Below are 16,018 nucleotides of genomic sequence, written 5' to 3'. Positions count from 1 at the left end.
ATCGGTGCGGCGCGGCAGGGCTGACGGACCACGGGTTTACGCCCCGGGTTTACGCCCATTTCCGAAATATGTTCGAACATATTTAATAGTCGATATGTTCGAACATATGCGAGATCCCGTCAGCATGCCACAAGGTCGCACCATGCCCAACTATTCAATCCCCGCCGCCAGTACCGTTGTCGACTCCGCGCTGTTCCGCGACGCCTTCGGCACGGCGGCCATGCGCGAGATCTTCTCCGATGGCGCGCTGGTCCAGCGCTACATCGACGTCGAGATCGCCCTCGCCCGGGCCGAAGCCCGCGTCGGCGTGATTCCGGCCGACGCCGCCGAGACCATCGCCAGCGCCGCGCGCCTCGACCGCATCGACTTCGACCACATGCGCGAGGAAACCGACATTGTCGGCTATCCGATCCTCCCGCTGGTACACCAGCTCGTGGAAATGTGCGGCGATGCCGGCCGGTACGTGCACTGGGGCGCCACCACGCAGGACATCATGGACACCGCCGTGGCCCTGCAGGTGCGCGACGCGCTGGACAGCATCGACGCCGATATCCGCGCCCTGCGCGGCATTCTCGCCGACCTGGCCGCCCGGCACCGCGACACGCCGATGGCCGGCCGCACCCACCTGCAGCAGGCCCTGCCGGTCACCTTCGGCTACAAGGTGGCGATCTGGCTGGCGATGTTCGACCGCCACCAGCAGCGCCTGGCCGAGTTGCGCCCGCGCGTGGCCGTGGTGGAGTTCGCCGGGGCCGCCGGCACGCTGGCGTCGCTGGGCGACAAGGGCTTCGCCGTGCAGCAGGCACTGGCCGAGGAACTGGGCCTGGGCGTGCCCGCCACCACCTGGCACGTGGCGCGCGACGGCTTTGCCGAAGCGGTGAACCTGCTGGCGCTGGTCACCGGCTCGCTGGGCAAGATCGCGCTCGACATCATGATCATGGCGTCCACCGAGTTCGCCGAGGTCTACGAGCCCTTCGTCAAGGGCCGGGGCGCCAGCAGCACCATGCCGCAGAAGCGCAACCCGATCTCGAGCGAACTGATGCTCGCCGCTTCGAAGGCGGTGCGCCAGCATGCCGGGCTGATGGTGGACGCGATGGTGCAGGACTTCGAACGCGCCACCGGCCCGTGGCACGCCGAGTGGATCGCCATTCCCGAGAGTTTCATCCTCACGGCCGGCGCGCTGCACCAGGCCAGGTTCGCGCTGGGCGGGCTGATCGTCGACGCGCCGCGCATGGCCCACAACCTCGGCATCACCAGGGGGCTGATCGTCGCCGAGGCCGTGATGATGCGCATGGCGCCCCACATCGGCCGCCAGCAGGCGCACGACGTGGTCTACGACGCCTGCCGCACCGTCAACGAACAGGGCGGCACGCTGGCCGAGGCCCTGCTGGCCCTGCCGGCCGTGACCCAGCACTTCGACCGGGCCGCCATCGAACACATGGTGGACCCCGCCAACTACCTCGGCCTGGCGCCGCAGATGGTCGACCGCGCCATCGCGCTGTCCGGCGAAGTGGCCTGAGCCCCTCCCCCGCCGCCCCCGCCGCCGCCACGCATTGCTTTCATCAAGATAAGACTGATTCAGGAGACCACCATGCAATCCTTCCCCGCCTTCGTGCGCGGCGCGCTCGCCGCCGCCGCCCTGCTCACCGCCGTATCCGCCCAGGCCCAGGGCTGGCCAGCCAAGCCGATCACGTGGATCGTGCCGTTCGCGGCCGGCGGCCCCACTGACGCGCTGGCGCGCAACATCGCCGAGCGCGTGGGGCGTGAGGTCGGCCAGTCGATCATCATCGACAACTCGCCCGGTGCCGGCGGCACGGTCGGTGCCGCGAAGGCGGCCCGCGCGCCGGCGGACGGCTACACCATGCTGGTGGGGCACATGGGCTACATGGGCGCGGCGCCGGCGCTCTACAAGAAGCTGCCGTACGACCCGGTCAAGGACTTCGCGCCGGTGTTCCGCTTCCCGGACACGCCGATGGTGCTGATGGTGCGCAAGGACCATCCGGCCAAGGACGTAAAGGCATTCGTCGAATACGGCAAGCAGAACCCGGGCAAGCTGTTCATCAGCAACGCCGGCATGGGTTCCACCTCCCACCTGATTGCGGCGATGTTTGCGTCGGCGGCGGGGATCAAGGTGTCGCTGGTGCCCTACAAGGGCGCCGGTCCGGCGCTGATCGATGTGATTGGCGGCCAGGTGGACGGCATGTTCGACCAGACCAACACGGCGCTGCCGCAGATTACCGAGGCGAAGGTCCGTGCGCTGGCGGTGACCTCGGCATCGCGCGTGGGCCAGCTCAAGGACGTGCCGACGCTGGCTGAAACCGTGGTACCCGGCTTCGAGGCCGCTACCTGGTACGGCATCTACGCGCCGAAGGGCACGCCGCAGCCGGTCATCGACAAGATGCAGGCCGCCTACCTGAAGGTGATGAACGACAAGGCGTTCACCGACCGCCTGTCCGCGCAGGCCATCCAGATGCTGCCGGCCGACAAGTACACGGCCAGCGCGCTGGGCAAGCACACCGAGGCCGAAGTCGCGCGCTGGAAGGTGCTCGCCGCCAAGGCCAACATCTCGCTGGACTGAGCGCCATGACATCGCCCCGGGTGGAGCATGACGCCTTCGGCCCCGTCGAGATCCCGGCCGACCGCTACTGGGGTGCCCAGACCCAGCGGGCGCTGGCCGTGTTCGGCATCGGCAGCGAACGCTTTCCAGACTGCCTGATCCACGCCTTCGGCCTGCACAAGATGGCGGCGGCGGTTGCCAACCAGCATTGCGGGGCGCTGGCGCCGGACATGGCGGCGGCCATCGTCGCCGCGGCGGCCGAGGTGCGCAGCGGCGCGTTCGATGCGCATTTCCCGCTCACGGTCTGGCAGACCGGCTCCGGCACCCAGACCAACATGAATGCGAACGAGGTGATCGCCAACCGGGCCAACCAGCGGCTGGGCCAGCCGCTGGGGACCAGGCAACCGGTCCATCCGAACGACCACGTCAACCGCTCGCAGTCATCGAACGACAGCTTTCCCACGGTGATGCACCTGAGCGCGGTGCTGGAACTCGAGGACCGGCTGCTGCCGGCGCTGGCCGCCCTGCGCGACAGCCTCCAGGCGCGCGCGACGGACTTCGCGAACATCCTGAAACTGGCCCGCACTCATCTGATGGATGCCGTGCCGACCACGCTGGGCCGGGCCTTCGAGGGCTTCGCCGCCCAGGTCGGGCACGGCATCGCGCGCATCGAGGCGACCCTGCCGCGCCTGCTGATGCTGCCGCAGGGCGGCACGGCGGCGGGCACCGGGCTCAACGCCCCGCCCGGCTTCGCGGAGGCGTTCTGCGCGGAGGTGGCCCGCCTGACCGGCCTGCCCTTCCAGCCCAATCCGTGCAAGGTAGAGGGCATGGCCGCGCACGACGCCCTGCTGGAGCTGTCCGGCGTGCTGAACGTGATTGCGGCGTCGTGCATCAAGATCGCCAATGACCTGCGCTGGATGAGCTCCGGGCCGAACTGCGGCCTCGGCGAACTGGTGATGCCCGAGGACGGGCTCACCTCGTCGATCATGCCGGGCAAGCGCAATCCGACCATCGCCGAAGTCATGGTGCAGGCCGGCATGCAGGTGGCCGGCAACCATGTGACGGTGACCATGGCTGGCGCCTCGGGCAGCTTCGAGCTGAACGTGGCCAAGCCGGTGCTGATCTACAACGTGCTCCAGTCCATCCGGCTGCTGGCCGACAGCGCGAACACCGTGGCCGAGCGGGTCATCCCCGGGCTGGCGCCGGACCGCGCGCGGCTGGCGCGCCAGCTCGACAGCCCGCTGCTGGCGGCCACCGCGCTGAACCCGGTGATCGGCTACGACCAGGCGGCGCGCATCGTGCGCCACGCCATGGCGCACGGCGTGGCGCCGCGCGAGGCCGCCATCGCCCTGGGCATCCTGCGTGGCGACGAATACGACCGGCTGGTCGATCTCGAACGCATGGCCCGTGGCGTGGCGTAGCGGGAAACGGGGGACGCCGCCTCAGCAGCGATAGTCCCCGCCATCGCGGTCCAGCAGGCGCAGCAGCGCCGTCCACTCGCGGTCCAGGTGCACCGTGTCGAGGTAGGCGTAGTCGTCGTGCTGCTTGGCGGCGTGCTCGCAGACCTCGGGCGACGGCAGCGTGACCTTCTGGCCCATCGACAGCGTCTGCAGCTGGATCTCGCAGGCGCGGTTCAGGTAGAACATGCGCGTGAAGGCCTCCGCCACCGAGCGGCCGGTGGTCAGCAGGCCGTGGTTGCGCAGGATCAGGTAGTTCGCGTCCCCCATCGATTGCACGATGCGCGAGCGCTCGTCCAGGTCCAGCGAAATGCCTTCGTAGTCGTGGTAGTTCACGCGGTTGTAGAACTGCATGCTGATCTGGTTCAGCGGCAGCAGGCCGCACTCCAGCGCCGCCACGGCCATGCCGGCATCCGTATGCAGGTGGACCACGCACTCCACGTCGTGGCGGCTCTGGTGCAGGGCGCTGTGGATCGTGAAGCCGGCGGCGTTGACCTCGAAGCGGTTATCGCCGATCGGCCGGCCTTCGGTATCGATCTTCACGAGGCACGAAGCCGTGATCTCGTCGAAGAACCAGCCGTGCGGATTGATCAGGAACTGGTCCTGCGTGCCTGGCACGCGCACGGAGATATGGGTGTAGATCAGGTCGGTGAGCTGGAACTTTGCCGCCAGCCGGTAGGCGGCGGCCAGCTGCACGCGCACCGCCCATTCTTCCTCGCTGATATTGCGCGGCTTGCGGTTGCGGTGCGGGTCCGTGGTGGAAATCATGGTGGCGTCCTCTTGGGAAGTCGACAGGAAGTCGGCAGGAAGTCGGCAGGAAGTCGGCGGAAATCTGCAATCAGGCGAGCAAGGCGGTGACGACGATCTCGACGCGGTAGGCCGGGTCGGCCAGCTCGACCTTGCCGCAGCAGCGCGTGGGCGTTTCACCGGGGACGACCCAGGCGTCCCAGACCGCGTTGAAGCCGTCGAAGTCGGCCATGTCGGCCAGCCAGATCTGGGCGGTCAGCGCGCGGCGGCGGTCGGTGCCGGCCTCGGCCAGCAGCGCGTCCACCTTGGCCAGCGCCTCGCGGGCCTGGCTGGCGATGTCGCCGGACTTGTCGTCGGCCACCTGGCCGGCCAGGAAGACCATGCCGTTGGCGATGACGGCCCGGCTGCGGCGGTGGTTCTGGTCCAGACGGACGATGGGCGATGCGGAAGATGTAGACATGGCGGGCTCAGGCGTGGGTCTTGACGATGCGGCGGCAGTGCTCCAGCGCGGCGCCGATCAGGTTGTTGTTGGCTTCCGGCGTGCGGAAGGCCGAATGGGCGGACAGCGTGACGTTGGGCAGCGTGGTCAGCACGTGGCCGGCGGGCATCGGCTCCACCGTGAACACGTCCAGCCCGGCGTGCGCCAGCTTGCCGCTGCGCAGCGCCGCGATCATGGCGTCTTCATCCACCAGCGCGCCGCGCGCCGTGTTGACCAGGATCGCGCCGTCGCGCATCGACTGGATGCGTTGCGCCGTGATCAGGCCGCGCGTCTCGTCGGTCAGCAGCAGGTGCAGGGACACCACGTCGCTCTGCGCCAGCAGCGTGTCCAGATCGACGAATTCCACGCCGTCGTGCGTCTTGGGCGAGCGGTTCCAGGCCAGCACGCGCATGCCGATGCCCCGCGCCAGCCGTGCCAGTTCCTGGGCGATGCCGCCAAACCCGACCAGCCCGAGGGTCTTGCCCGTCAGTTGCACGGCGTCCGAGCGCAGCCAGTTGCCGGCGCGCATCTCGCGGTCCATGCGCGCGAAGTTGCGCGCGGCCGCCCACATCAGCGCGAAGGCGCACTCGGCCACGGCGGTATCCCCGTAGCCCTTGATGGTGTGCACCGTGATGCCGATCTCGGCCAGTTCCTCCGGATTCATATAGCTGCGCGGGCCGGTGCCCAGGAACACCACGTGCTTGAGACCCACGCACTGGCGGGCGATCTCGGTGGGCAGATGGGTGTGGTCGATGATTGCGATCGGCGCGCCGGCCAGCGTGGCGGGCAGTTGCTCGGGCTTGATCTCGGGCTGGCGGTTGATGGTCAGCGGCAGGTCGTCGGCCCGGTGCAGGCGGGAAGCCACTTCCGACAGTGTGGGATTGGCATCGACGAAGACGGCGCGCCATGCACCAGCATCGGACGCCGGATTATGGGTAGCGGGGCGGGCAGGCGTGGCGGAAACAGAAGAAGTCATTGTTTTTACTCGGCAATAAATAGGGGTGAACCATTACGGTGCCGATGAACCAAAACGGGGCTCGATGAGGCCGCAACGGTGAAGCGCAGCATAACGCTTTACAGAATACAGATCAATAATTAAAGTCTGTATACAGGACGGAGTGCAGGACCGGGAGCCACCCGGTCCGCACGTTGCCCCCACCACCCTGCCCTTGGAGCGTTCCCATGACGATGCGCCGACTTGCCCCGCGATTTGCCTTGCGATTTTCCCCGTTTTCCGCCTCCCTGCTTGCTGTCACGTTGATGGGGCTGGCCAGCCCCGCTTCGTCCCAGGACACCAAGTCGTGGCCCAACAACACGATTGCCATCGTCAGCGGCTTCCCCGGAGGCGCCGCCACCGACATCTACGCACGCCGGCTTGGCGTGGAGCTGAACAAGGAATTCGGCGTCTCGTTTATCTCCGATAATCGCCCCGGTGCGGGCGGCAATATCGCATCGAGCCTCGTCGCACAGGCCAAGCCGGACGGTTATACCTTCCTGCTCGGCACGGCCGGCACGCACGCGATTAATCCGGCGCTATATTCGAAACTGCCATTTGATGTGGTGAATGATTTCTCGCGTATTGCATTATTGGGCACGCTGCCGAATATCCTGCTCGTGAATCCCGAGAAGCATCCGGAGATCAAGACCTGCCAGGACCTGATTGCCGCCGCGAAGAAGGCGCCCGGCACATTGAACTACGCCTCGACGGGCAACGGCGCCTCCGGCCATCTGGCCGGCACGCAGTTCGCCACGGCCTCGAAGACCAGCTACGTGCATATCCCGTACAAGGGGCAGGGGCCGGCCATGACCGCGCTGCTTTCGGGCGAGGTCGATTTCTTCTTCAACCAGAGTTCGCCTAGCCTGGGCGCCATCCAGTCTGGCAAGGTGCGTGCGTTAGCGGTCACTTCGTCGCAGCGCGTGAGCGTGCTGCCGAATGTGCCGACCGTGGCCGAGGCCTGCAACCTGCCCGGCTTCGAGAGCACCACCTGGTATGGCCTGTTCGGCCCGGCCGCGTTGCCGGCCGAGATCCAGTCCCGGATGTCGCAGGCCGTGCTCAAGGCCATCGGCACGGAAAGCTTCCGCCAATGGCTGGTGAGCCAGGCGATCCAGCCGATTGCCGATGGCGGCCCGGCGGCGTTCAAGCGCACGCAGCTTGCCGATATGAAAACCTGGGCCAAAATCGTCAAGGATTCTGGCGCGCATATCGATTAACGCGAAGCGAAGCAAAGCGGACCGATTCACACGGCCGGACGCCGGTTGCCGCGAGGTGTATACACCCCCGTGCACAGAATCGAATTCAGGTATATTCCAGCCTTTCGCCAGTACCGGCGAAAGGCTGATGACCGAAGACAGGACTCAATACCGTGGCAACCGTGGCAAGTGACAGCATCGTCGAGCAGGTTTATGACAAGCTCAAGCAGATGAGCGTGGGCTATGACTTCAAACCCGGCGAACGGCTCAACGAAGGCGTGCTGGCCAGTGCGCTGGGCGTCAGCCGCACCCCGCTGCGCGAGGCGCTGACCCGCCTGACGACGGAAGGGCTGCTGCGCTTCTCGCCGGGCAAGGGCTTCTTCTGCCGCGATCTGGATGCCCAGGAAGTGTTTTCCCTCTACGAGCTGCGCAAGGTGGTAGAGACCGAGGCGCTGCGCCTGGCCATCGTGCGCGCCAAAGAGGAGGACATCGACGCCCTGCTCTCCTTCCTCGAGAATACCGGCCCGGAACCGGGCGACCGCACGGTGGAGGAACTCGTGAAGCTCGACGAGACCTTCCATGAAGGGCTGATGGCGATGTCCGGCAACCTGGAGATGCTGCGGGTGCTGAAGAACATCAACGCGCGCATCCGCTTTGTGCGCTGGATCGACATGGAGCGCTGCGACCGCCGCGTCAGCCAGAACGACCACCGCGAGATCCTGCTGGGCCTGAAGGCGCGCGACCCCGAGCGCTGCATCCCCATCCTCACCCGCCATATCGACCGCCGCCACGACCAGATCGCAACCGCCCTGAAGGAAGGGCTGGCGCAGATCTACATGAGCTGACGGCCGCCTCCCGTCACACGTCCCCTGCCTCCCGCCATAAAAAAACCCCGCGCTGCCATCGGCAACGCGGGGTTAGATGCCCTGCCGCGAACGGCAGGGCCGGCTGTGCCGGAAACGCTTACACGTTCACGGTATCGGCCACGTCCTTGAAGTCTTCGATCTGGTCGAAGTTCATGTACTGGTAGATCTTGTCGCTGTTGGCGGTCAGCACGCCCATGTCGGCCATGTACTCTTCCTTGTTCGGAATGCGGCCAAGGCGCGAGCAGATGGCGGCCAGTTCGGCCGAACCCAGGTACACGTTGGTGTTCTTGCCCAGACGGTTCGGGAAGTTACGCGTGCTGGTGGACATCACCGTGGCGCCTTCGCGCACCTGTGCCTGGTTACCCATGCACAGCGAGCAGCCCGGCATTTCGGTACGCGCACCGGCCGTGCCGAACACGCCGTAGTGGCCTTCCTCGGTCAGCTGCTTCTGGTCCATCTTGGTCGGCGGGGCCACCCACAGCTTCACGGGGATGTCGCGCTTGCCTTCCAGCAGCTTCGAGGCTGCGCGGAAGTGACCGATGTTCGTCATGCACGAGCCGATGAACACTTCGTCGATCTTGGCGCCGGCCACTTCGGCCAGCGTCTTCACGTCGTCCGGGTCGTTCGGGCAGGCGACGATCGGCTCGTGCACGTCGGCCAGATCGATCTCGATCACGGCGGCGTACTCGGCGTCGGCATCCGGCTCCAGCAGCTTCGGATCGGCCAGCCACGCTTCCATGCCCTTGATACGGCGCTGCAGGCTGCGCGGGTCCTGGTAGCCCTCGGCGATCATCCACTTCAGCAGCGTGATGTTGCTGTTGATGTACTCGATGATCGGTTCCTTGTTCAGGCGCACCGTGCAACCGGCGGCAGAACGCTCGGCGGAGGCGTCGGACAGCTCGAAAGCCTGTTCCACCTTCAGGTCGGGCAGACCTTCGATTTCCAGGATACGGCCCGAGAAGATGTTCTTCTTGCCTTGCTTGGCCACGGTCAGCAGGCCCGACTTGATCGCGTACAGCGGAATCGCGTTGACCAGGTCACGCAGCGTGACGCCGGGCTGCATCTTGCCCTTGAAGCGCACCAGCACCGATTCCGGCATGTCCAGCGGCATCACGCCGGTGGCGGCGGCAAACGCCACCAGACCGGAGCCGGCCGGGAAGCTGATGCCGATCGGGAAGCGGGTGTGCGAGTCGCCGCCGGTGCCCACGGTGTCGGGCAGCAGCATGCGGTTGAGCCACGAGTGGATCACGCCATCACCCGGACGCAGCGAAATACCGCCGCGCGTGCTGATGAACTGGGGCAGCGTGTGGTGCGTCTTCACGTCCACGGGCTTCGGGTAAGCGGCGGTGTGGCAGAACGACTGCATCACCAGATCGGCCGAGAAGCCCAGGCAGGCCAGGTCCTTCAGCTCGTCGCGCGTCATCGGGCCGGTGGTGTCCTGCGAGCCCACCGAGGTCATCTTCGGTTCGCAGTACGTGCCCGGGCGGATGCCCTTGCCGTCGGTCAGGCCGCAGGCGCGGCCAACCATCTTCTGGGCCAGCGTGTAACCCTTGCCGGTGTCGGCCGGGTTCTGCGGCAGGCGGAACAGCGTGGACGGGGCCAGGCCCAGCGCCTCGCGGGCCTTGGCGGTCAGGCCACGGCCGACGATCAGCGGAATCCGGCCGCCGGCGCGCACTTCATCGAACAGCACGTCCGACTTGACCTTGAATTCGGCGATCACGGCGCCGTTCTTGAGCGCCTTGCCTGCGTACGGGCGCAGTTCGACCACGTCGCCGGTGTCCATCTGCGACACGTCGAGTTCGATCGGCAGCGCGCCGGCGTCTTCCATCGTGTTGTAGAAGATCGGGGCGATCTTGCTGCCCAGGCACACGCCGCCGAAGCGCTTGTTCGGCACGTAGGGGATGTCTTCGCCGGTGAACCACAGCACCGAGTTGGTGGCCGACTTGCGGCTGGAGCCGGTGCCGACCACGTCGCCCACATAGGCCACGAGGTTGCCCTTTTCCTTCAGGGACTCGATGAACTTCACCGGGCCGCGCTTGCCGTCTTCCTCGGGCTGGAACGCGGTGCCTTCACGCTTGTTCTTCAGCATGGCCAGCGCGTGCATCGGGATGTCCGGGCGCGTGGTGGCGTCGGGGGCCGGCGACAGGTCGTCGGTGTTGGTCTCGCCCGGCACCTTGAACACGGTGATGGTCATCGACGCCGGCACTTCCGGACGGTTCGTGAACCACTCGGCGTCGGCCCAGCTTTGCAGCACGGACTTGGCGTTGGCGTTGCCCTTGTCGGCCTTTTCCTTCACATCGTGGAAGGCGTCGAACATCAGCAGCGTGGTCTTCAGCGCGTTGGCGGCCACGGCGCCGACTTCGGCGTCATCGAGCAGCTCGATCAGCGGGGAGATGTTATAGCCGCCGAGCATGGTGCCCAGCAGTTCGGTGGCGCGGGCGCGCGAGATCAGCGCGGTCTTTTCCGAACCCAGGGCCACGGCGGCCAGGTAGGAGGCCTTGACCTTGGCGGCATCGTCCACGCCGGCCGGCACACGGTAGGTGATCAGGTCCAGCAGGGTCTGTTCCTCGCCCGCCGGCGGGTTCTTGATCAGTTCGATCAGCTCGGCGGTCTGCTTGGCGGTCAGCGGCAGAGGGGGAATGCCAAGCGCGGCGCGTTCGGCAACATGGGCGCGATAGGTATCAAGCATGGGAACCTGCTGGTAATAGGGTTATAACGTACAGCTTTGTCTCTGTGGGTCCGGCGGCGCAGCACACCGCTGGTTGCCGCGTGATTGTAATCCGAAGTCCGCCCCAGATCAAATGTCTTATATCTTATATAAGACTTAAATCGCAACATCCGTTACTCCACAACGGCTGGCGGCACACAAGACTTGCGGAACTGACATGGAATGGTGTGGCGATCGACACCTGCCGTTCCCGCCGCGAGCCAGGCTGCATCGCAGCACACTCCCAAAAGCGCCTCATCAAGCATATTTTCACGTCATCCAAGACGTGCGTCTTAAGTTCCGGCCCGCCCATTCGTTAACCATGTTGCAGGCGCTAATGGCGCGCCCATGCGCCTCCGCGTCCGATGCCCGCCCAGCTCAAACGGCCAAGCTGAGTGGGTTTCCCCCTTTTTATCGGCCCTTTGCTTGCCTGCGATTCGGGAAGAATGGCAGGCATTCCGACACAGGCATCTCATGGCGAACACGCTTTCCCCCTCCCAGACTGGCGGCAACTCAAGCAAGCGCGGTCGACTGCTGCTGATTGGCGGCGGCGTGCTGGTGGTGGTGCTGGGCGTTGGCGGCTTCGTGCTCGGCAGCGTGCTCGGCGGTAATCGCCAGGCGGCGGCGCCGGCAGCACCCGTAATCCCCCCGCCGATCTTCGTGCCGCTCGACGCATTCACGGTGAACCTGAAGAGCGAGGACGGTGACCGCTTCCTGCACACCGGCCTGTCGCTGAAAGTGGCGGACGCCGACACCCAGGGCCGTCTGGCCCAGTACCAGCCGGAAGCGCGCAGCCGCATCCTGCTGCTGCTGTCGGCCCGCCAGCCGGCGGACCTGGCCACGGTGGAGGGCAAGCGCAAGCTGGCCCAGGACGTGCAGGCTGCCATCAGCCAGCCGTTCGCGCCCGGCCTGCCGCCGCAGAAGATCCTGGATGTCTTGTTTACATCGTTCGTGGTGCAGTAAGCCGCTGGCGCCCTGCTCCCGAACCCACTGCATAACCGACATGAAACTGTCCGCCGACCTTCCTTCCTGCCGTCGCGCCTGGCGCGCCGACTGAAGCCGGCCATGGACCGTTTCATCCTTACAGCTGTTCACGGGGCAGGACACTAGATGGCCTACGACAAGTTCCTCTCGCAGGACGAGGTAGACGAGCTACTGAAAGGCGTATCGGGCGAATCCGATGCGCCCGCAGCCAGCAGCGCGCCCGCTATTGATGATGGCGGGGTGCGGCCGTACAACCTGGCTACCCAGGAACGGATCATCCGTGGCCGCCTGCACACGCTCGAAATCATCAACGAGCGCTTCGCGCGGGCGCTGCGCACGGCGCTGTTCAACTTCATCCGCCGCGGCGCCGACATCTCGGTCGGCTCGGTCAGGATCGAGAAGTACGGCGATTTCGTGCGCAACCTGCCGGTGCCGACCAACCTGAACCTGGTCCACATGAAGCCGCTGCGGGGCACCGCGCTGTTCGTGTACGACCCGAACCTCGTGTTCCTGGTGGTGGACAACCTGTTCGGCGGCGACGGCCGCTTCCACACCCGTGTGGAAGGCCGCGATTTCACGCAGACCGAGCAGCGCATCATCCGCCGCATGCTGGACCTGACGCTGAACAGCTACGGCCAGGCCTGGCGCACCGTGCATCCCATCGAGTTCGACTATGTCCGCTCGGAGATGCACACCAAGTTCGCCAACATCGCCGGCGCCAATGACGCCGTGGTGACCACCGCGTTCCATATTGAACTGGGCGCCGTGGGCGGGCAACTGCATATCTGCATTCCCTTCTCGATGATCGAACCGCTGCGGGATCTGCTGATGAACCCGCTGCAGGACGAGGTCGAGGTGGACAAGCGCTGGCTCGGCCAGCTCTCCACCCAGCTGCGTGCCGCCGAAGTGGAACTGGTGGCCGAATTCACGCACCTCCAGAGCACCGTGGCCGAGGTACTGGCCATGCGTGCCGGCGACGTGCTGCCGATCGACCTGCCCGAGAAGCTCTTCGGCAAGGTGGACGGCGTGCCCGTCATGCAATGCGGCTTCGGCACCATGAACGGCCAGTACGCGCTGCGCGTGGAGCGAATGATCAATTACCAAGACAGCGATTCCAACAAGGAAACCGATCATGACTGACGGCACTCAGGACAAGCCGGTCGATCCGATGGACGACTGGGCCAGCGCCCTGGCGGAGCAGACCAGCGCGGAGCCGGTACCCGCCGCCGCCCCGGCCGCCACGACCACTTCCGCTACGGCGCCCGCCACGGCGGCGCCTTCGCAAGCCATGGCCACCGCCACCCCGGCGGCCTCCACGGTGTTCCCGCCGCTGGCGCAGGAAGCGCCGGCCGGCTTCCACAACGATATCGGGATGATTCTGGATATCCCGGTGCAGTTGACCGTGGAACTGGGCCGCACCAAGGTACCCATCAAGAACCTGCTGCAACTGGCGCAGGGCTCGGTGGTGGAACTCGACGGCCTGGCCGGCGAACCGATGGACGTGCTGGTGAACGGCTACCTGATCGCCCAGGGCGAGGTGGTGGTCGTGAACGACAAGTTCGGCATTCGCCTGACGGACATCATCACGCCGTCCGAACGTATCCGGAAGCTGAACAAATGACAGCCGTGTCGCGCCGGCTGCGGTCTGCCGGACGCTTTGCCGCGGGCCTGATCCTCACGGGTCTGGCCACGGCCGGTGCGCAGGCTGCAGATGTTGTATTGAGTACCGCCCAGGCGGCAGGCGCGTCGGTCGCACCCGCCGCCCCGGCCACCCAGACTGCCCCGGTGATCAGCGGCGGGGCCAGCCTCGCGCAGGCCGGGCTCGGCCTGTTTGCTGTCATCGCGCTGATCCTCGGCATGGCCTGGCTCGCGCGCCGCGTGGGCTTGGTGCGCCACGGCAGCGGCGGCGCCACCATGAAGGTGGTGGGCAGCCTGATGCTGGGTGCGCGCCAGAAGGTGGTCATGGTCGAAGTTGGCGATACCTGGCTCGTGCTGGGCGTCTCCGCCGGCGAGATCCGTCCGCTCCACACCCTCCCGGCCCAGCCGGATGCCATGGTCCCGGCCGGCACCACCGCGCCGCAGCCCTTGCAGGGCGGCTTTGGCGAGCGCCTGATGCGCGCGATGCAGGAAAACCTCAAGAAATGAACACGTTGCGTGCCGCCATCGGACGGCATTCCGCCCGCGGCTCCCGCGCGCCTGCCATCTGGCTCGCGCTGCTGCCGGTAGCCGTCGGGCTGGCACTGTCGGCCCTGCCCGAATCGGCCCTGGCCCAGGCGCTGCCCGGCGTGACCAGCAAGCCGGCTGCCGGCGGTGGCCAGACCTGGTCGCTCTCGATCCAGACGCTGGTCCTGCTGACCTCGCTGTCGTTCCTGCCGGCCGCCATGCTGATGATGACGGGCTTCACCCGCATCGTCATCGTGCTGGGCCTGCTGCGCAGCGCGCTGGGCACGGCCTCCTCGCCGCCAAACCAGGTGCTGGTGGGCCTGTCGCTGTTCCTGACCTTCTTCGTCATGTCCCCGGTGTTCGACCGCGTGTACACCGACGCCTACAAGCCGCTCTCGGAGAACAAGATCAGCCTGGAGACCGCCGCCTCGCGCGCCGCCGTGCCGATGCGCCAGTTCATGCTGCGCCAGACCCGCGAGAAGGACCTGGCGATGTTTGCCCAGATGGCCAAGACGCCCGAGATGAACGGCCCGGAAGACGTGCCGTTCTCGGTGCTGGTGCCGGCCTTCGTCACCAGCGAGCTGAAGACCGCGTTCCAGATCGGCTTCACCATCTTCATCCCGTTCCTGATCATCGACCTGGTCGTGGCCAGCGTGCTGATGGCCATGGGCATGATGATGGTGCCGCCGGCGACGATTTCATTGCCATTCAAGCTGATGCTGTTCGTGCTCGTGGATGGCTGGCAACTGCTGCTGGGCTCCCTGGCGCAGAGCTTCATGACCTGACAAGGAGCCTGCCATGACGCCCGAAACAGTCATGACCATCGCCACGCAGGCGATGAAGATGACCCTGATGCTGTCCGCCCCGCTGCTGCTGGTGGCGCTGGCGGCCGGTCTGGTGGTGAGCCTGTTCCAGGCCGCCACCCAGATCAACGAAATGACCCTGACGTTCATCCCGAAGCTGGTCGCCCTGTTCGTGACGATGGTGCTGGTTGGCCCGTGGATGATCAACACCTTCGTCGACTACATGCGCGAGGTGTTCCAGGGCATTCCCGCGCTGGCGCACTGACGCCCGCCTGCCGTGATCGACGTCTCCACGGCCCAGCTCTACGGCTGGATCGCCGCCTTCCTGTGGCCGATGTTCCGCCTGCTTGGGCTGATCGCCACCGCGCCGCTGTTCAGTGAATCGACGATTCCGCGCCGCGCCAAGGTGCTGCTGGCCGGCGCGCTGTCGGTCATCGTCTCACCCACGCTCGGCAATATCCCGAGCGCCACGGTCTATTCGTTCGACGGTTTCCTGATCATCCTCAACGAGGTGGGCATCGGCGTGGCCATGGGCTTCACCATGCGGCTGGTCTTCGCGGCGGTGCAGACCGCCGGCGAGGTGATCGGCCTGCAGATGGGTCTCTCGTTCGCCTCGTTCTACGACCGCTCGTCGGGCGGGCAGACCATGGTGCTGTCGCGCTTCCTGAACATTGTGGCGATGCTGCTGTTCATCGTCCTGGACGGCCACCTGATGATGCTGGCCGTGCTGGTGGAAAGCTTCACCGCGCTGCCCATCGCCGGCACGCCGCTCTCCGGCCACGGCTGGGGCGCGGTGGCCAAGGCCGGGTCGATGGTGTTCTCGGCCGGCACCCTGCTCTCGCTGCCGATGATCGCCACGCTGCTCACGCTGAACCTGGCGATGGGTATCCTGAACCGCGCCTCGCCGCAGCTCTCGATCTTCGCGGTGGGCTTCCCGGTGACGCTGCTCGGCGGCATGCTGGTGCTGACCCTGGTCATGCCGCAGATGGGCGCCTACATGCAGCACATGGTCGAGGCCGGCCTGGCCACCATGGGCGCCGTCCTCGACCAGCTGGCGCCCTAGGTACCT

16 protein-coding genes are annotated in these 16,018 nt (G+C 66.4%); 12 read left to right on the top strand and 4 right to left on the bottom strand.

Features of this window, described 5'->3' with window-relative positions; all coding sequences use genetic code 11:
- The first annotated feature begins 142 nt into the window (after nt 1–142).
- From pcaB to AB4120_RS08435, 3 genes are all read left to right on the top strand, one after another.
- Entirely contained in the window at nt 143–1,516 is a 1,374-nt protein-coding gene (gene pcaB, locus AB4120_RS08445) for a 3-carboxy-cis,cis-muconate cycloisomerase (RefSeq protein ID WP_149138757.1), read from the top strand.
- A gap of 72 nt (nt 1,517–1,588) precedes the next feature.
- Nucleotides 1,589–2,575, top strand: a complete 987-nt coding sequence (locus AB4120_RS08440) for a tripartite tricarboxylate transporter substrate binding protein BugD (protein WP_149138756.1) — start codon at nt 1,589–1,591, stop codon at nt 2,573–2,575.
- Nucleotides 2,576–2,580: 5 nt separating this feature from the next.
- Nucleotides 2,581–3,975, top strand: a complete 1,395-nt coding sequence (locus AB4120_RS08435; protein ID WP_149138755.1) for a class II fumarate hydratase — start codon at nt 2,581–2,583, stop codon at nt 3,973–3,975.
- 21 nt (nt 3,976–3,996) lie between these two features.
- On the opposite strand, the gene AB4120_RS08430 is transcribed toward AB4120_RS08435, so the two are convergent.
- The 3 genes from AB4120_RS08430 to AB4120_RS08420 form a co-directional block, all read right to left on the bottom strand.
- Nucleotides 3,997–4,779 (bottom strand): class II aldolase/adducin family protein, encoded by a 783-nt coding sequence (locus AB4120_RS08430; protein WP_441642138.1) that lies wholly within the window; start codon nt 4,777–4,779, stop codon nt 3,997–3,999.
- A 70-nt stretch (nt 4,780–4,849) separates the two neighbouring features.
- On the bottom strand, nt 4,850–5,218 hold the full coding sequence (locus AB4120_RS08425; RefSeq protein ID WP_149138754.1) for a RidA family protein: 369 nt from the start codon (nt 5,216–5,218) through the stop codon (nt 4,850–4,852).
- Between the two features lie 7 nt (nt 5,219–5,225).
- Nucleotides 5,226–6,212 (bottom strand): NAD(P)-dependent oxidoreductase, encoded by a 987-nt coding sequence (locus AB4120_RS08420; RefSeq protein ID WP_149138753.1) that lies wholly within the window; start codon nt 6,210–6,212, stop codon nt 5,226–5,228.
- 206 nt (nt 6,213–6,418) lie between these two features.
- On the opposite strand from AB4120_RS08420, the gene AB4120_RS08415 reads away from it, so the two are divergent.
- Nucleotides 6,419–7,447, top strand: coding sequence for a Bug family tripartite tricarboxylate transporter substrate binding protein (locus AB4120_RS08415; protein ID WP_262389741.1), 1,029 nt, complete (start codon nt 6,419–6,421; stop codon nt 7,445–7,447).
- A gap of 152 nt (nt 7,448–7,599) precedes the next feature.
- The gene (locus AB4120_RS08410) at nt 7,600–8,271 is read left to right on the top strand and encodes a GntR family transcriptional regulator (RefSeq protein WP_149138752.1); all 672 of its coding nucleotides are present in this window, start codon (nt 7,600–7,602) and stop codon (nt 8,269–8,271) included.
- Nucleotides 8,272–8,389: 118 nt separating this feature from the next.
- On the opposite strand, the gene acnB is transcribed toward AB4120_RS08410, so the two are convergent.
- The gene (gene acnB / locus AB4120_RS08405) at nt 8,390–10,981 is read right to left on the bottom strand and encodes a bifunctional aconitate hydratase 2/2-methylisocitrate dehydratase (RefSeq protein ID WP_149138751.1); all 2,592 of its coding nucleotides are present in this window, start codon (nt 10,979–10,981) and stop codon (nt 8,390–8,392) included.
- Nucleotides 10,982–11,473: 492 nt separating this feature from the next.
- Here acnB and fliL point away from each other — a divergent pair, with 492 nt between their 5' ends.
- From fliL to fliR, 7 genes are all read left to right on the top strand, one after another.
- A complete protein-coding gene (gene fliL / locus AB4120_RS08400) occupies nt 11,474–11,962 on the top strand; it encodes a flagellar basal body-associated protein FliL (RefSeq protein WP_144200019.1) in 489 nt (162 codons plus the stop codon).
- 147 nt (nt 11,963–12,109) lie between these two features.
- Entirely contained in the window at nt 12,110–13,123 is a 1,014-nt protein-coding gene (gene fliM / locus AB4120_RS08395; RefSeq protein ID WP_149138750.1) for a flagellar motor switch protein FliM, read from the top strand.
- Complete coding sequence (gene fliN, locus AB4120_RS08390; protein WP_149138749.1) at nt 13,116–13,604, top strand: flagellar motor switch protein FliN; 489 nt, start codon at nt 13,116–13,118, stop codon at nt 13,602–13,604. The genes fliM and fliN overlap by 8 nt, the downstream gene beginning before the upstream one ends.
- Nucleotides 13,601–14,128 (top strand): flagellar biosynthetic protein FliO, encoded by a 528-nt coding sequence (gene fliO, locus AB4120_RS08385; RefSeq protein WP_149138748.1) that lies wholly within the window; start codon nt 13,601–13,603, stop codon nt 14,126–14,128. The genes fliN and fliO overlap by 4 nt, the downstream gene beginning before the upstream one ends.
- Nucleotides 14,125–14,931, top strand: coding sequence for a flagellar type III secretion system pore protein FliP (fliP, locus tag AB4120_RS08380; RefSeq protein ID WP_144200011.1), 807 nt, complete (start codon nt 14,125–14,127; stop codon nt 14,929–14,931). The genes fliO and fliP overlap by 4 nt, the downstream gene beginning before the upstream one ends.
- A gap of 13 nt (nt 14,932–14,944) precedes the next feature.
- Nucleotides 14,945–15,214 (top strand): flagellar biosynthesis protein FliQ, encoded by a 270-nt coding sequence (gene fliQ / locus AB4120_RS08375; RefSeq protein ID WP_149138747.1) that lies wholly within the window; start codon nt 14,945–14,947, stop codon nt 15,212–15,214.
- A 12-nt stretch (nt 15,215–15,226) separates the two neighbouring features.
- Nucleotides 15,227–16,012, top strand: a complete 786-nt coding sequence (gene fliR, locus AB4120_RS08370; protein WP_144200009.1) for a flagellar biosynthetic protein FliR — start codon at nt 15,227–15,229, stop codon at nt 16,010–16,012.
- The last annotated feature ends 6 nt before the right edge of the window (nt 16,013–16,018 follow it).

This window comes from Cupriavidus sp. 2KB_3 (assembly GCF_052115685.1).
Classification (GTDB): Bacteria; Pseudomonadota; Gammaproteobacteria; order Burkholderiales; family Burkholderiaceae; genus Cupriavidus; species Cupriavidus campinensis.
This window is presented reverse-complemented; position numbering and strand designations above follow the sequence as displayed.

Coding starts and splice junctions, on each gene's coding strand:
- pcaB (WP_149138757.1), top strand. CDS start 143: ATGCCCAACTATTCAATCCCCGCCGCCAGTACCGTTGTCGACTCCGCG.
- AB4120_RS08440 (WP_149138756.1), top strand. CDS start 1,589: ATGCAATCCTTCCCCGCCTTCGTGCGCGGCGCGCTCGCCGCCGCCGCC.
- AB4120_RS08435 (WP_149138755.1), top strand. CDS start 2,581: ATGACATCGCCCCGGGTGGAGCATGACGCCTTCGGCCCCGTCGAGATC.
- AB4120_RS08430 (WP_441642138.1), bottom strand. CDS start 4,779: ATGATTTCCACCACGGACCCGCACCGCAACCGCAAGCCGCGCAATATC.
- AB4120_RS08425 (WP_149138754.1), bottom strand. CDS start 5,218: ATGTCTACATCTTCCGCATCGCCCATCGTCCGTCTGGACCAGAACCAC.
- AB4120_RS08420 (WP_149138753.1), bottom strand. CDS start 6,212: ATGACTTCTTCTGTTTCCGCCACGCCTGCCCGCCCCGCTACCCATAAT.
- AB4120_RS08415 (WP_262389741.1), top strand. CDS start 6,419: ATGACGATGCGCCGACTTGCCCCGCGATTTGCCTTGCGATTTTCCCCG.
- acnB (WP_149138751.1), bottom strand. CDS start 10,981: ATGCTTGATACCTATCGCGCCCATGTTGCCGAACGCGCCGCGCTTGGC.
- fliL (WP_144200019.1), top strand. CDS start 11,474: ATGGCGAACACGCTTTCCCCCTCCCAGACTGGCGGCAACTCAAGCAAG.
- fliM (WP_149138750.1), top strand. CDS start 12,110: ATGGCCTACGACAAGTTCCTCTCGCAGGACGAGGTAGACGAGCTACTG.
- fliN (WP_149138749.1), top strand. CDS start 13,116: ATGACTGACGGCACTCAGGACAAGCCGGTCGATCCGATGGACGACTGG.
- fliO (WP_149138748.1), top strand. CDS start 13,601: ATGACAGCCGTGTCGCGCCGGCTGCGGTCTGCCGGACGCTTTGCCGCG.
- fliP (WP_144200011.1), top strand. CDS start 14,125: ATGAACACGTTGCGTGCCGCCATCGGACGGCATTCCGCCCGCGGCTCC.
- fliQ (WP_149138747.1), top strand. CDS start 14,945: ATGACGCCCGAAACAGTCATGACCATCGCCACGCAGGCGATGAAGATG.